Origin of the sequence: Pricia sp., assembly GCF_041745955.1 — a bacterium.
Taxonomy (GTDB): Bacteria; Bacteroidota; Bacteroidia; order Flavobacteriales; family Flavobacteriaceae; genus Pricia.
Genome location: NZ_JBGTHY010000036.1, coordinates 1 through 14,387, shown reverse-complemented (window position 1 = coordinate 14,387; position 14,387 = coordinate 1). Strand labels below are relative to the sequence as shown.

Here is a 14,387-nt window from a genome sequence, read left to right as displayed (position 1 = left end):
TGTCCAATCGAGCCACCGGAAAATCGGTGATCGGTGTGCCGGTATTTGAGATTTCAGCTACGGCAACCACCGTGAAATCAAGACCGCTGTGCGGATCGTCCGCATGTTTTTTATAACTCGAGGTAACAAAAAACTTTTCAGGCAACAATTTGAAGCTTTCCGACTTGCCCGGGTTCCCAATTTGGTCCAATTCGTAATTGAACTGTATCGTAGAATTGCCCGCCACCTCAGGATCGGAAAGTACGTGATTGTTGGTGAGGATCAGGTTCGGGGTAATCAAGAACCCGGTACCATAACCTGTGTTACCTAATCTCGAGGTAGTAGTAATCCTTCCGACAGCTTTAGAGAGTTCCACTATTCTTTGAATAATACGGATGTCCTGAAAATTAGCTTCGCCGTTGATACGTTCCAAGGCCTGTAATTCAGCGGTTCCTTCCCGCAAAATTCTGTTGGACAGTCTCTTTTTGTCGGTCTGTATTTCCGATAGTTCGACCTTTCCCTGCCGGACATGGGTGATATCCGTTTTTATTCGGTCTATGTCGTTCAAGACACTTGAATAATTTGAATGCGCCTGTTCGGCCAATTCCCTGAGTGTATCTTCCATAGTAGTTCGGAGTTAAGAATACTTAATTTTAAACGGTGAACCGCGGAGTTAAACCCCGCTTGCCCGATTTTGACAATTTTTCAAATCGGAATTCCATTCTAAAGGTATTGTCTGAAAAAAATCACTCATACAGTAAGATGTCTTAATTGCACCTTATAGTATGGTTGCTCAAAGATTAGTTTTGCTATTTGGTGCCATTGGCGCCACAGCCAATATCCAATTTTGTAAACTTTAACGGGGGAAAAGTATATGGGGGTAACGACTCTAAAAAAAATGCTTACTCGTAATAGGGGGAAGATAATTACATCACAAAGTACAACTATTTTCTCATATTTGTGTAGGAAAATCGACTAATCGTAAAAATTAACATTATTGGTACAGCGCCTATAAACCATGGGTTGATTTGCTGCTTCAACCGGATACTCCAACCACCCAGATACTCCTTCCATCTATACAATTCTTACACCCATCCATACAATTTTAAGAATATCAAGTATGGCTATTCCCTACATTTAAGCACTCCCCCTTTGTATTGATTCCGGAGTTGTCAAATAAGTGAGTTCACGGTTGACGATCCAATCCTATTTTTAAAATTGCAAAAAACCGGTTTTCCAAAACCCATATCCAATGAAAGTCCGACAGCTACTTTACGCGACCCTATTTCTATTCCTGATAATTCTCCCCTCTTCCTGCGTCAGCACCCGGGTAGAGGCCAGCCCGTATCAAGATAGCGTCGAAAATCTGGAATGTCGGAAGGAATCAAGTTGGAGCTATTATTGGGGACTGAAACAAAAACGGATCGACGCCAATCCCGAGGTGGCCGGCAACGCATGTCCCTGCCGCGAAGGCGCGCTCTCTTGGGTGGTGGTCAAGACCTCTTTCACCGATTTTCTTTTGAGTTCGGTAACTCTTGGTATCGTCAACCATAGAACCGCTACCTATGGTTGCGCCCGGCCACAGAACGGGGAAGGGGATTTGGACAATTGACTTTTTGAACGATTTGTAACCCGGAACGGTATATTTAATGCAAGAATCATGACTCCAACTGGAATAGACCCGCTACCCATTCAGCAATGGATGAACAAACATGAGAATTTCACCCATCAACTGGTGGCCGGTGCCTCTTTCAAACTTTGGAACCCGCCGGCGGCAAAGTATCGGGACCGGTATTTGGCGACTACCAAGAATTTTCAGTGGCTGATCGATCACGCAGTTACGAACAATCTTAAACTACGGGCCATCGGCAGTGGCTGGTCTTTTACCAAAGTGGGCGTGACCGATGGGGGATTGATCGATACCGCAGGCCTGAACTTTTCCTTTCCCATTACGCCCAATTATGTTAGTCCACAGTATGCGCAAAAGGCCGAGGACCTTTACTTTGTTCAGTGTGGAACCATTATTCACGAAATTAACACCCGTTTGGCGGCCAAGGAACCCCAACGTTCGATCAAGGCCTCTGGGGCAAGTAACGGGCAGACCATTGCGGGGGCGCTTTCCACGGGTACCCATGGTGCGGCCATAAAATTTGGGGCGATTCCCGATTTTACGGTCGGCTTACACATTATCACGAGTGGCGATCGGCATGTTTGGTTGGAAAGGGCTTCGTATCCCGTGGCCTCCCAAGAATTTGTCGCTTGGCTGGATGCGGAACTCGTGCGGGACGATGCCCTTTTCGATGCCGCCCTCGTGAGTTTTGGCAGTTTTGGATTCATTCACGGCGTGATGATCGAGACCGAACCACAGTTTCTGCTTACCGAACACCGCCTGGGCAAGGTGGCCTATGACGATACCCTTAAAAATGCAATGCGAACGCTGGATTTTTCCCATCTGAACCTACCGGGTACTGGGCTAGACGGAGAGATGTACCATTTTGAGGTGCTTTTCAACATCCATGATTTTGAACCCGGCAATCCCGATCAAGGGGCGTTCTTGAAATACATGTTCAAAAAACCATTCGCCTTGCCCTATCCGCCTTTGCAACGTAACAATGAATTTACCTACGGGGATGACCTATTGGGCATTATTTCCACTGTTTTGGACAAGCTGCCAGGATCTGGTAAATTGATTCCCGCTATGGTGAACCTGATGTTCGGACTGGCCTTTAAACCCGAACCGCCGCGAACGGGAACCATCCGGGAAATGTTCAACTACACCAAGTTCAGGGGAAAGGTGGCCAGTGCGGCCATAGCGATCGATATAGCCGATTCGCCCCGCACCGTGGACCTTGTCATCGAGGTCAATAAACAGCACCCGTTTCCAGGCGGACTCGCCCTTCGCTATATAAAGGGCACCCAAGCGACTTTGGGATTTACCAAATTCCCGAAAACCTGCGTACTCGAAATGGACGGAATGGACGGCCAGCCGGCGAGGAAGTTTTTCGAGGCGGTCTGGAACCGCTTAGAGCTTGAACAGATACCCTATGCCCTACACTGGGGAAAGATCAACTTCAACCTCAACAATAATCGGATCAAACGTATGTACGGAACGGCATCCGTAGAAAGCTGGATCGATGCCCGAAACTCCTTGCTCGAAACCCCGGTATTATCCGTATTCGACAACCCGTTCATGGCGCAATGCGGACTTAACAAGGTTCATGGGGCCATCGTGTAATACTACCGACTGGCCATTGCCTAAAGCTAAAAATACTGTTTCCGGCTACTGCTAGAGTAAAGTACCTCCCCCGTCCCAGGCAGGGGAGGTACTTAACACTAGTTCATGTGATAGATAATTTTCAGTTACAGAAAGTATTTTTGCGTAAGTCATTAAACCTTTTGCTCCCAACCAAGTCTAACTCTACATTGCCAATAGTTGTTTGGCTTACAATCGCCCTTGGGGCAAACCGACGCAGCTAGGCCTAAGTCCCGAAAAATAAACTTTCAGAGAGAACTTCAAATGCAAGTTATGCGGAAATTGCACCTTGCCCGTCTCGCCAAAAAGAATTATTTTAGGGATTCAACGGGTTTTAATCCGTTGATAACAGATTCCAAAAAAGACTTCCCAAAAAAAATGCAGATTACGCCCCGAAGAGATATACGGCCCTTTGTATTGTATGGCTCCGCACTGGTGATCCTTTTTCTGGGATGCTCTCCCAAGTTTTCGAATGTAGCGGTACCCATCGAAAATGTACAGGAGTTCTCCTATACCGGCAATGCAGTTCTAGAGGATAAATGGTGGACGGCCTTCAAAGATGAAAATCTCAATCAATTGATCGATAGCGCAATGGGATCCAACTTTGACCTCGCCGCGACCTGGCAACAATTTTTGGCAGCCAAGGCGACGGTCGTTCGGGAGGCCGGTAACAAATGGCCACAGATCGAGGCCTCTGCACAGTCGGCAATCAATTTTCCGGAAAACGACTTTAGAGGTGGGGAGAATACGCAGCTGGGGCTTTCGGCCAGCTATGAAATCGATTTATGGGGCCGGATACGCACGGCCGTACAGGCCGAAAAATTCAGGGCCGAGGCCAGCCTCTACGATTACCGAACAGCGGCTATCTCGCTTTCCGCGGAAATCGCAACTATCTGGTACCAGCTACTGGCCGCGAAAAAACAGTTGAAAATTACCGAAACCCAGATCACTACCAACGAAAATATTATCAAACTGATACGCTCTCGCTTCGTCGGGGGCCAGATTCGGGCGGTCGATATTCTTCGGCAGGCACAATTGTTGGAAAGTACCAAAGAACAGCGTATTATATTTGCCACTAACGTAAACCTCTTGGAAAATCGGCTGGCCGTTCTTTTGGGGAAGCAGCCCCAAAACGAGCTGGAAACGGAAGTCACCGATCTGCCCGTATTACCGGAACTGCCCGAACCTGGACTACCTTTGGAATTGTTACGGCGAAGACCCGACTTACAACAATCCTATGCACTTTTACTGGCGGCCGACCGTGATATGGCCTCAGCGGTACGGAGCAAATACCCTGTTATTTCTATCTCCGCACGCGGGCAATTGCGCGCCAACAATTTCGCCAACCTTTTCGAAAACTGGGCCTATTCCCTCGCCGGAAATATTTTGGCGCCCCTATTTTACGGCCGCCAATTGAGCGCGGAAGCAAACCGCACGGAAGCCCTAAAACAACAACGTCTCTACGCCTACGGACAGACCACCCTAGAGGCGTTCGAGGAAGTAGAAAACGGCCTGGTTCAAGACCGGATGCAAAAAGACAGATTGGAGAATATAGGCCGACAACTGGAACTGGCGGAAAAAAGTAACAAGCAACTGCGGATAGAGTTCCTGAACGGTTTTAGTCCGTATTTGGATGTGCTGATCGGCTTGGACGGAGAACAACAGCTGCGACGGGATTATGTAGCGGCACAATCCGAACAGATTCAGATACGGATTGCCTTATACCGCGCATTGGCCGGCGGATTTGAGACGGAAAGGGATTTGGATAATTAAATAACACTAAACCACAACCCACAAAAAGCGCTCAGCTTATAAATAATGAGTACATCGTTTAAACTATAATTGAGACCGATACATAATGAGTAACAAGAAATTAATAGGCATTTGCGTCGGCATCCTCGTCATTGGTATGGCCATTACCGCCGTCATCTTTCTTACGGAACCCGAGGCCCAATCGGAAGGCGCAACGGTCGAGACGGCCATGTTGGTCGACGTGATACCCGTAAAACAAGGTACTTTCGAACCCATAATCGTTGCAACGGGCACTGTACGGCCGGTCGAGGACGTGAATTTGAGTCCCTTGGTTTCCGGACAGATTATCCGCAGAGACCCTGCTTTTACGCCGGGCGGTTTTGTAAAAAAAAATCAGGTGCTCTTGCAGATAGATCCCTCCGATTACCGAAATTCCCTCGAGATGCAGAAAAGCGAATTTATGCAATCGCAAACCACCTTGGAAACCGAAATGGGCCGGCAACAGATCGCAGAGCAAGATTTGCAGCTCATTACCGACGATTCCCTTTTCGGCGGCAATCCCCTTACCGAGGGAGAACGGCAATTGGTACTTAGAAAACCGCAGCTCAATGCGATCAAGGCCAGTATCGGCGGTGCAAAAGCCGCTATGGAACAGGCCCAATTGAACCTGGAACGAACTACCATACGCGCCCCGTTCGATGCCCACATCCTAAGTCAAAACGTTACCAAGGGCTCCCAAGTGGCGCAAGGCGATGATCTTGGCCGTATCGTAGGCACCCAGTATTATTGGATTACGGCTACCCTTCCCGTATCCAAACTGCAATGGCTGAGTTTTCCCGATGGCGATTCCGAAACGGGTTCCCCGGTGCGGGTAACGAATCCTACCGCTTGGGGCGCCGATGGTTTTCGGGAAGGGTATTTGGACAAACAGATCGGCGCGCTCGATGATCAGACACGGCTGGCGAGGGTGTTGGTAAAAGTGGCTGATCCCTTAGCTAATACTAAAGAGGCCAAAGGAAAGCCCAAGCTCATGATCGGTACGTTCGTCGAAGTGAACCTAATGGCCGACCCCGTCGCCAATGTAGTGCGGCTGAATAGGGATTATGTGCGGAGCAACAAAACGGTCTGGGTGATGAAAGATGAAAAGTTGGAAATCCGGGAAGTCGATATCGTCCTGACCGATGATGTGTACGCCTACATAAGAAAGGGACTCGAAGATGGTGAAAAAGTGGTCATTACCGATTTGAGCACCGTCAGCAATGGGGTCGGATTGCGAACGGCGGATACGGCGCCAAAAAACAAATAAAGCTATGAAGGAGGAAGAAGAAACGGAAGATAAAAAACCCAGAAAGGAAGGTGCCATAGGCTATATGGCCCGAAACTCCATTGCCGTTAATTTGCTGATGCTGGTACTCTTGGCCGGGGGTATCTTTACCATGTACAACATCCAAAAAGAAGTGTTCCCCGAATTTCAGCTTGATTTTGTGGAGGTTTCCGTGGCCTATCCCGGGGCCTCTCCCGCCGAGGTCGAGCAAGGCATTTTACAGCCCGTCGAAGAAGCGGTGCGGGGGGTTCAGGGCATCAAGGAAGTAGTCTCCGAGGCCGGTGAGGGCTCCGGCGATATCACCATCGAACTGGTCGCCGGTACCGAACGAATGAAAGCCTTTCAAGATATCGATCAGGCCATTAACCGCATCCGTACCTTTCCCGACGATATCGAACAACCGGTAGTACGGCTGCAATCACAGCAGCGCGATGTTCTTCAGATCGGCCTTTATGGCGAGGTGGATGTATGGACGATGCGGCAGCTCGGGGAACGCCTTCGCACCATTCTACTGAACCATCCGGCCATTACACAAGTAGAACTGGGCAACGTACCCGAATACGAGACCCGTGTCGAAATTACTGGCCAAAATCTTCAAAAATACAATCTGACCTTGGGCCGGGTGGCGGAGATTATACGACAGAGCAGCAATGACGTGCCCGCAGGCGCCGTACAGACGCAAAGCGGCGAAATTCTGTTGCGCATGCAGGAGCGTAAACAATGGGCGAAGGAATTCGGCAATATTCCCATTGTCTCCTCCGAATCGGGAGCAAACGTTCGTTTAAAGGATATCGCCGAGGTTACCGACGGTTTTGAGGAAGTCGGATTTTACGGCCAGTTCAACCAACAGAATTATGTAGAACTGCGCATATTCCGAATCGGTGATCAGTCCCCACTTGATATTGAAGAAGCGGCCCTGGCCATCGTCGAAAACTTTCAGTTACCGCCCGGGGTCAAGTTCCGGACCGATAGCAACCGCGCCTCCGATTATCGGGAACGCTTATCGTTGCTCACCGAAAACGGGGTGCTCGCCATTGTCATCGTTTTGATCATTCTTACCCTTTTTCTCGAATACCGACTGGCCTTCTGGGTCATGGTGGGCATGACGGTCTCCTTTATCGGGGGCATGATGTTGTTGCCCCTGATCGGCATCAGTATCAACATGATCTCAATGTTCGGCTTTTTGGTGGTATTGGGTATCGTGGTCGATGACGCTATCGTGGTCGGCGAAAATGTTTATGAATACCGTCAAAAGGGCATGTCGCCCATGAAGGCGGCCATTGCGGGCACCAAAGACGTTTCCTTTCCCGTTATTTTCAGTATTGTGACCACCATCATCGCTTTCGTGCCCCTACTCTTTATGCCCGGGGAAACGGGAAAATTCTGGCAGCCCCTGCCCGCAGTGGTCATCGTTATTTTAGCGGTTTCCCTGTTGGAGGCCCTCTTTATTTTACCTTCCCATTTGGGCCATCTCAAAAAGAAAAAGAGCAAAAACAAATGGGTACTAAAGCTGGAGGGATGGCAAGGGACTTTCGCCAACGGCTTTGACCGTTTCATAGATAATCGATACCGCCCTTTCCTTGACAGATGTCTTGAATATCGGTACATCACCCTAAGCGTAGCGGTAGCTCTTCTACTGATGGTAGGCGGTTACGGCCTTAGCGGCCACATGGGCCTGATCCAGATGCCCGAGGTGGCCGCGGATGAAATAGAGGCGGGGGTTCGACTACCTGTGGGCACGACCCCGGACAAGGCGGCCAAGGTCGCCCGCGACATCTCGGCGGCCACGCAGCGAATGTTCGAAGAGCATGACCTTTACGAAGTCGCCGAAGGTATAAAGACGAACGTACGCGGCCAGAATTTTATCGATGTCGAAATCGTGATGCTGCCCCCGGATCAGAGGGATATTACCGCCGGGGAGGTCATTGCCCTCTGGCGCGACAATATCGGGGATATCGAAGGGGTCGACCAAATCACTTTTGAAGCGGAACGTGGCCCGGGCGGGGCAAGACAGGCCATAAGTATCGACCTCAGCCACTCCGATATCGATATGTTGGAGAAGGCAAGCGCCGCATTTGTAGAACGTATGAACGCCTTTACCAATACCCACGACGTAAGCGATAATTACAACAAGGGCAAAATGCAGTACGACTTTAAGCTTTTACCACAGGGCAGAAGCCTCGGGCTTACCTCCGACGAAGTAGGCCAACAGGTACGCGACGGCTTTTTTGGGGCCTTGGCCATGCGACAATTGCGGGGTATGAACGAAATCGAAGTCCGTGTAAAACTCCCCTTAAAGGAACGTAAGGACATCAAAAACCTTGAAAATTTCTTGATCCGTACCCCCGATGGTATCGAAGTACCCTTAATGGATGTCGTCGAGGTGGAACAACGGGAAGCGTTTAGCAGCATCAACCGAAGGAATGGCCGAAGAGTGGTCAATGTGGGTATGGACGTAGAACCGGCCAATAGCGTAAACCGCGTCATAGCATCCGTACAGGAAGAAACGCTGCCGCAGCTCAGGGCGGACTTCCCCGGTATCACCTGGAGTTTTGAAGGCAGTCAGGCCGACATGCGCGAAAGTACAGATACCTTAAAGGCAGGCTTTGGGATTGCGATTTTATTGATCTATACCTTGCTTGCAGTTGCCTTTAGCAGTTACATACAGCCCTTGATCGTGATGACGGCAATTCCGTTTGGTATCGTGGGGGCGGTCATCGGGCATATTCTGCTGGGTTACGACCTATCCTTGGTAAGCTTGATGGGCGTCATTGCGCTATCGGGGGTCGTGGTCAATGATTCATTGATCATGATCGACTACGCCAATAAACGAAGAAAAGAGGGTGATGCCATCTATATGGCTATTCACGAAGCGGGCCTGAGACGGTTCCGGCCGATTATCTTGACGACCATGACCACTTTTGGCGGGCTGGCCCCCATCATATTGGAGACCTCCAGCCAAGCCTTCTATTTGATTCCCATGGCGATTTCCTTGGGATTCGGAATTGTATTTGCCACCGCTATTATACTGGTGATCGTGCCTTGTTTGTACTTGACTTTGGAGGATGTACGGCTGTATATCGAAAAAGGAAGGACGGTGAAACAGGTGGATGTCTCGGATACCTCGAATTCGAACAATCCGGTTTTGGCGGATAAATAGGATGCGTTCCCGGTTCGCCATGCCCTTTGACGTTCAGCACTACTATTTTTTTCAAATGGACTATAGGATATTTCCAAAAACCAGTATATTTCTCCAAGAATAATTTAATCCTAAGAAAAAATGACAAAAGAAGACCTATTGGGCAAAGAGCTCAGCAATTTATACGCCATAGCGAAACAGGTGAACCACTATTTCAACGACAGCAATATCAGCTTTCTTTCAGAACGGGAACAACAACTTTTAATGACCTATGTAGCCTTCAGTTGTACGAACGAGGAAGAGACTTCCGAAAAATTGCGCGCGTTACAAGTGAACCCCGGGAATACCATCGACTCGATCGTCAAGGAAATTACGGAAAACCTGCATCATATCGCTACCGAAAAAGGGGTCGGTAAAAAGGTACGGGAACTCGGCTATATGATGTCGTTCAACCGTTTGGTGGCCTATCATACCGCGAATATGGAGAATATCGGGTATTTATTGGAGGATTGAGGTCTCGACTCCGCTCGACCGCTGCGAGCCCGAATATTTACAGAAAGCTACAGCCTGATGAGATACCCCAATGATACATATCCGTTGATCTTGGTCGCATTCACCAAAAAGTCTTTCGGTAAAATGGTATTTCCTTGATTCGTATACGCCTTGCTCATCGTATCAAAGTACATATGAACCGCTCCGAAGTCAATAAATAGTTTGTTAATGCCGCCAAAGGCGAGTCCCGTGCCGGCCATGAGACGGGGCTTGAACTTTTGGTCGATACTGAGTCCGGCGCCGAAGCCCAAGTGCCAAAACACCGGGGTATCCAGAATTTCGCCAACGCGGCAGCCGTAGCGGATCATGGTGTTAATGCCGAGTTCTACGCTAGCGGTTTCCTCTTCCAGAAAATCATAAAGAATCTGTCCGTTTTCGACGCGCTCGACTACCGAATAATTGTTTTCAGGATTGCCGGTCACGTAAAAGCCGGTACTGACGCCCCAAAAGGATTTCTCGATATCGGGAATACGGAGCACGGTGGAATAGCCGGATAGTTTTGCGTTTTTATCCCTAGGTTTCAGGCTTATCAGCATTTCGTTTACATCGTTATATCTTTGGATGGGCAAGGAAGTATAGCTGAAATCCAGATTATTGAGTACCCCGATAAGTACTGCCGAAAATTTACCATAGTTTTCTGCGGATAGTTGGGTGATAAGATTGTCGGAAGCCTTTATCAAAGCCTCGTAAACCTTTTTGATTTCGGCGCTTGATGCTTTTAAATCCTTGTCTTTGGCTATGGATGCTTCATTCGTTTCGAAGACCTCTAAAAATTGTATATTTTCTTGTACCAGCCTCCCTTTGATTTCTAGAATAGCTGCCTTTGCTTCGTTATAGGATGCGAGTGCCGTTTTGACATCCTGTTTTGAGGGTGCCGCACCCAATACGTTTCGCTCAAGGGTGGTCATCGTATTTTGGAAACTTTCGGCCTTCACAAAAATCGCATCGACCTCGGTATTCCTGGTATCGATGGAGGCAAAGGCCATCTTGGCGTTACTTTTTAATCCGGCAAAATACTTTTCTAGGCTTTCGGCCGTCTGTACGCTATCCGTGTCGAAAGCTTGTAGGCCGGTATCGTGGGTAACTGCCACAAATTTCCTCACGACTTCACTTACGGAATTCAAATTTCCTAAGGAAGATTTGATGCCCCCAAAATCCACAAGGTCCAACAAGTTGGCGGGTAGTTCCGTCGAGGTATCGATATCTTCGTTGGCAACGCTGACGTCATACAAATAGGTATTGACATTGTCGATCTTAAGCCGGAAGAATTGTCCCCTTTTAAGCGCATTGTACTTCTCGATCTGCGCCGGATCTATGCCTTTTTCGTCGGATAGGTCGATAATGATTTCGGTGATTTTGTCCGCGTTGCTGTTTTGAGGTGCTTGCTGTGCGAACGTTAGGCCGTAAAAAATTAGGACGAACGCTATGGGAATGACTTTATTGGCTTTCATGCGGTTGGTTTGGTTAAGTCAAACCTCTAACGCTGCGAACCCATGATTTAGTATACTATGCTTTTTGGTATAACAGACCGTCCAGTACAATAAACCAAAATAACCAAAGTCGACCCTGCCCTAATGTTCAACATTTAATTGTAGTATCCTACTAATATTCAAAAAGTGCAAGTATACGCTCCTTATCGACATCGTTCTCGATATTTTTTTCGAGGTCGCTTCGTAATGCATCCAGCTCCTTGGCCACAGCTTGCCGGTTATCGTTCGAGATTCCGGGGGCACGATGAATGAACTGCAGGGCCTTAATCAGCTCGTACATTACGGTGCTGTCCTGTTTGGAATACAGGCGTATGGGCTGTACCAAAATCCGCATCAACTCTTCGGCCGGTATATTTTTACGTATCAAAATCATTGACCCCTTATCGAAAGTCGTCGAGACCATGTGCGGAAAACGTAAAAATGTAGCGAGCAGGCTTCCCAATTTGACCACGGCCCCGATGGCGGTACCGGGATCGTTGATGCCCGGCGACATTGCTTTGACGGCAATTTCCATTAGCTTGATCATGCCGCCGATGCCCTTATCGTCTTCGTGCCTATCCGAAGAAATATCCATACAGAACAATAGGTTTTTATGGGCTTCTTCTGAAATATCGTTCTTTACGCGAAGGGCGACATCCCCTTTCCAGATGTGTTGGTTGAGGTAGGGTACGATCTCGATCTGATTGTCATCCTCCTTTACCGAACTCGACATCAGTATGCTATCGAAGCCCCTGAAATAACCCGTTTTATCGGTGACAATCGGTTTCCACCGATCTGTATCGATATATTGTAAAGCGATTTTTGAAGCATCCTTTTCCTGTAGCTCATCCTCTAGATACCCATCGCAGCGCTGGTAGATCTCGTCTATAATATTGTGTATCTGAATGGCGCTCGATATGCTATTGATAAAATAGATGAACAGCACGATACAGAGTATAGACATCAAGGCCGCCAACATGGCCGAAAGCCCCACGGCACTGGAACCGCTACCATAGGCGCCCAGCGAGAGCAAGATGAGCGTACAGTACAGCAGCGTACCCACATAAATGCCCAAAATAACCTGGTTTTTTTTATTGGAGATGAGACCGGGCAACAAACGTGGTGAAAAATCGCTAGATGCTTGGCCCAAAACCACCATCACCATTGAAAAACTGAAGACCGTCAACGAAATGATGCCCCCGATAAATGTGGAAAGCATGGCCCGCACCGTATCATAATCTTGGATAAATAGATAGGACGCGTCTTCCTTCAACTGGGATACCAGATCCGAATTATCGATCTTTAATGAGATCACGGCGGCAACCCCGTACAAAAGGCTGATCAGCACCGGATAGAAGGCAATGCTCTGCAGTAGATTGTGATAGGTATGCTTAAAAAACTTAATGATGGCTTTCATAGGATACTATTTAAACTTCTTGATAATTTTTTTTACAGTCAAACTAAATAGCGATACAGCAACAAGATAGGTATCGGTAAAGCTATTTTTGCGATGTAAAAGTACATTAAGTCTGCTTAGTGATTTTAAAATATGAAGTGGTATAAAGTACCACATTTACAATAGTTTGGTTGGTTGTTAGAAAATGGCTTTGATGCATCTGCGTCGAGGCCATTTTTATTTGCCTTGCCTAGGTATCGATACTTTCTACCTCACTTTCGCCCTCACGAATTTAGTGTTATCTATTGCCCCGAACTCGGAATTTGCCGGCGATTTTCCCACTGCATTTAAAGCAGTAACACCTAAAGGACAAGGCTAGTAGATGCATCAATTTTAAAATGGATAGGGTCAAATGCAACACTTTTCATTGTACATCTTTACACTCAAAGAAATTAAGATACCTTAGGAGTGTTTTAAGCAAATATTAACCTAAACCATACTATTATGTTACGTTGGACAATAATTTTTGTAATTTTAGCCATTGTAGCCGGCATCTTCGGATTTGGCGGTATCTCGGAAGGGGCTGCGGGCATTGCCAAAATTCTCTTTTTTATATTTTTGGTATTGTTCGTGATTACCCTTTTTACAGGAAGAAAAAAGATTTAAAATTAATTAAAATAACGTTTAACCCTTAATTACACTATCATGAAAAAGTCAGTATATTTATTTTTGATGCTTTTTGCCCTATCTTTTTCCGTAAGCACCTTAAACAGTTGCAGGGAAAAGTCTTCAGGTGAGAAAATGGAAGATTCAATGGACGAAGCGGGCGATGATATCGAAGACGCCGCAGACGAGGTAGGAGAAGAAGTCGAGGATGCCGTTGATGACAACTAATATCAATAACCTGTAACGATGTATTTAAATCGGACTTTTTCTTTGGAAATCGTCCGTTTTTTTATGCTATATTGGGATTTATGCTGTGGTCCCGGTGCCAATGTCGAAACTGCGGAATTTTTCAACGCTGTTATTAAGGAGAAATTTGGAATGGAATAAGATTGGGGGGATTATTTATAGAGCACTATGTATCACCCTAAACTATAAATCAACCTCTTTGATAGGCGCATGGCACATTTTCGTATCCGTTATAATCCTTTAGAAATATGCCGAACGATACTTACCGAACGGCTGAACTTGCTGGGGGTATCCTTTAATCTGAACGATCAGGGCGAACTGAGCGTTCACGGTAAAGTCAGCGATGAAAAACGGTTGCACATCGATGAGGCGCTGAAACCCTATGGGATCTCCCTCATGGAAAAGGAATCCGAAACCTTGGTAGAAGGTATTAAATACGCTATAGAAGAGTTGTTGAGCTCACCCGCCGTGCGGACCGAAAAAGTATCGGCCTACCTATCTGAAAAATTGGGCTATTCGTATTCGTCCCTAGCGAACCGTTTTTCCGAGGAAACCTATACTTCCATCGAGAATTTTGTTATCTTGCGCAGGATAGAACACGTCAAAAGGTT

12 protein-coding genes are annotated in these 14,387 nt (G+C 47.4%); 9 read left to right on the top strand and 3 right to left on the bottom strand.

The window, feature by feature from the left end; translation table 11 throughout:
- Positions 1–604 (bottom strand): serine protease (locus ACEW8S_RS01255; protein ID WP_373516378.1); only part of this gene is annotated, 604 nt, incomplete at its 3' end.
- A 627-nt stretch (positions 605–1,231) separates the two neighbouring features.
- Between ACEW8S_RS01255 and ACEW8S_RS01250 the strand changes: the two genes are divergently transcribed.
- The 6 genes from ACEW8S_RS01250 (at position 1,232) to ACEW8S_RS01225 (ending at position 9,960) form a co-directional block, all read left to right on the top strand.
- Positions 1,232–1,591 (top strand): hypothetical protein, encoded by a 360-nt coding sequence (locus ACEW8S_RS01250; protein WP_373516377.1) that lies wholly within the window; start codon positions 1,232–1,234, stop codon positions 1,589–1,591.
- A gap of 48 nt (positions 1,592–1,639) precedes the next feature.
- The gene (locus tag ACEW8S_RS01245; RefSeq protein WP_373516376.1) at positions 1,640–3,214 is read left to right on the top strand and encodes an FAD-binding protein; all 1,575 of its coding nucleotides are present in this window, start codon (positions 1,640–1,642) and stop codon (positions 3,212–3,214) included.
- A 291-nt stretch (positions 3,215–3,505) separates the two neighbouring features.
- The gene (locus ACEW8S_RS01240; RefSeq protein WP_373516375.1) at positions 3,506–5,005 is read left to right on the top strand and encodes a TolC family protein; all 1,500 of its coding nucleotides are present in this window, start codon (positions 3,506–3,508) and stop codon (positions 5,003–5,005) included.
- 85 nt (positions 5,006–5,090) lie between these two features.
- A complete protein-coding gene (locus ACEW8S_RS01235) occupies positions 5,091–6,290 on the top strand; it encodes an efflux RND transporter periplasmic adaptor subunit (protein ID WP_373516374.1) in 1,200 nt (399 codons plus the stop codon).
- Between the two features lie 4 nt (positions 6,291–6,294).
- Complete coding sequence (locus ACEW8S_RS01230; RefSeq protein WP_373516373.1) at positions 6,295–9,468, top strand: efflux RND transporter permease subunit; 3,174 nt, start codon at positions 6,295–6,297, stop codon at positions 9,466–9,468.
- 120 nt (positions 9,469–9,588) lie between these two features.
- Positions 9,589–9,960 (top strand): hypothetical protein, encoded by a 372-nt coding sequence (locus ACEW8S_RS01225; RefSeq protein ID WP_373516372.1) that lies wholly within the window; start codon positions 9,589–9,591, stop codon positions 9,958–9,960.
- Between the two features lie 47 nt (positions 9,961–10,007).
- Here the strand turns inward: ACEW8S_RS01225 and ACEW8S_RS01220 are convergent, their stop codons facing one another.
- Both ACEW8S_RS01220 and ACEW8S_RS01215 read right to left on the bottom strand, forming a co-directional pair.
- Entirely contained in the window at positions 10,008–11,450 is a 1,443-nt protein-coding gene (locus ACEW8S_RS01220; RefSeq protein WP_373516371.1) for a hypothetical protein, read from the bottom strand.
- Positions 11,451–11,601: 151 nt separating this feature from the next.
- Positions 11,602–12,885, bottom strand: coding sequence for a DUF2254 domain-containing protein (locus tag ACEW8S_RS01215; RefSeq protein ID WP_373516370.1), 1,284 nt, complete (start codon positions 12,883–12,885; stop codon positions 11,602–11,604).
- Between the two features lie 483 nt (positions 12,886–13,368).
- On the opposite strand from ACEW8S_RS01215, the gene ACEW8S_RS01210 reads away from it, so the two are divergent.
- The 3 genes from ACEW8S_RS01210 to ACEW8S_RS01200 form a co-directional block, all read left to right on the top strand.
- On the top strand, positions 13,369–13,530 hold the full coding sequence (locus tag ACEW8S_RS01210) for a DUF1328 domain-containing protein (protein ID WP_373516369.1): 162 nt from the start codon (positions 13,369–13,371) through the stop codon (positions 13,528–13,530).
- Positions 13,531–13,569: 39 nt separating this feature from the next.
- Positions 13,570–13,758 carry a hypothetical protein gene (locus ACEW8S_RS01205; protein ID WP_373516368.1) on the top strand — a complete coding sequence of 63 codons (189 nt, stop codon included), beginning with the start codon at positions 13,570–13,572 and terminating at the stop codon, positions 13,756–13,758.
- 228 nt (positions 13,759–13,986) lie between these two features.
- On the top strand, positions 13,987–14,387 hold a 401-nt coding region (locus ACEW8S_RS01200; RefSeq protein WP_373516367.1), incomplete at its 3' end, for an AraC family transcriptional regulator.

What these genes read in the sequence shown, in the direction of transcription:
- ACEW8S_RS01250 (WP_373516377.1), top strand. Translation starts at nt 1,232, where the DNA reads ATGAAAGTCCGACAGCTACTTTACGCGACCCTATTTCTATTCCTGATA.
- ACEW8S_RS01245 (WP_373516376.1), top strand. Translation starts at nt 1,640, where the DNA reads ATGACTCCAACTGGAATAGACCCGCTACCCATTCAGCAATGGATGAAC.
- ACEW8S_RS01240 (WP_373516375.1), top strand. Translation starts at nt 3,506, where the DNA reads ATGCGGAAATTGCACCTTGCCCGTCTCGCCAAAAAGAATTATTTTAGG.
- ACEW8S_RS01235 (WP_373516374.1), top strand. Translation starts at nt 5,091, where the DNA reads ATGAGTAACAAGAAATTAATAGGCATTTGCGTCGGCATCCTCGTCATT.
- ACEW8S_RS01230 (WP_373516373.1), top strand. Translation starts at nt 6,295, where the DNA reads ATGAAGGAGGAAGAAGAAACGGAAGATAAAAAACCCAGAAAGGAAGGT.
- ACEW8S_RS01225 (WP_373516372.1), top strand. Translation starts at nt 9,589, where the DNA reads ATGACAAAAGAAGACCTATTGGGCAAAGAGCTCAGCAATTTATACGCC.
- ACEW8S_RS01220 (WP_373516371.1), bottom strand. Translation starts at nt 11,450, where the DNA reads ATGAAAGCCAATAAAGTCATTCCCATAGCGTTCGTCCTAATTTTTTAC.
- ACEW8S_RS01215 (WP_373516370.1), bottom strand. Translation starts at nt 12,885, where the DNA reads ATGAAAGCCATCATTAAGTTTTTTAAGCATACCTATCACAATCTACTG.
- ACEW8S_RS01210 (WP_373516369.1), top strand. Translation starts at nt 13,369, where the DNA reads ATGTTACGTTGGACAATAATTTTTGTAATTTTAGCCATTGTAGCCGGC.
- ACEW8S_RS01205 (WP_373516368.1), top strand. Translation starts at nt 13,570, where the DNA reads ATGAAAAAGTCAGTATATTTATTTTTGATGCTTTTTGCCCTATCTTTT.